The following is a 545-nucleotide window of genomic DNA, read 5'->3' on the forward strand; positions in this document are numbered from 1 at the left end:
CTCGGTCATGGCGTATCGCTCTCCTCGAGAGGTTCTGGCAGGCTCGTCACCCGCCTCGATACGCCGCCTTCCTCACACCGTCATCACCCAGATTCCGCCATAGCTCGCGCGCGACCGGTAAGTGGTATGTTGGCATCTATGGCTATAAACGCCTTGGCAATATCTATGATCTTATTCCAGAAGATCAGCAGGTGTACGATGAAGACGGTAGGATAGTTCCACCAAAGGAGCTGAATGGTCGACCGGTGTTTGATGTGAAGGATGAGTTTGTGCTGACGGATGAATTGGTGGAAAGGAAAGAAGGGGTCGTGTTCGACGTTGCGACTCTTGAAATTGCGCGAGACTACATCCGCGAACATGGTTGGGACAAATACGACGAATTTCGAACCGCATGGGATCGCTTGAATAAGCTGGTAAGTTGAACGAATTACATTTCCCAGAGCTGGCCCCGCAAATTCGGACAGTAGCTTGAGTGGATTTTCTGCCTGACAGCGGCGAGGATTCTTGCTGCGAATCAGGAGCGAAGATGACGAAGAAGAGCCGCC

Annotated in this window: 1 protein-coding gene; it reads left to right on the forward strand. The window is 52.1% G+C overall.

Translation table 11 applies throughout. The annotated features are described in order from the left end of the window. Positions 1-422: hypothetical protein (locus QJT78_RS52010; protein ID WP_281460931.1), on the forward strand; the 422-nt coding region annotated here is incomplete at its 5' end. Positions 423-545 lie beyond the last annotated feature (123 nt).

This window comes from Bradyrhizobium sp. Mp27 (assembly GCF_029953005.1).
In the GTDB taxonomy this organism is placed as follows: Bacteria; Pseudomonadota; Alphaproteobacteria; order Rhizobiales; family Xanthobacteraceae; genus Bradyrhizobium; species Bradyrhizobium barranii.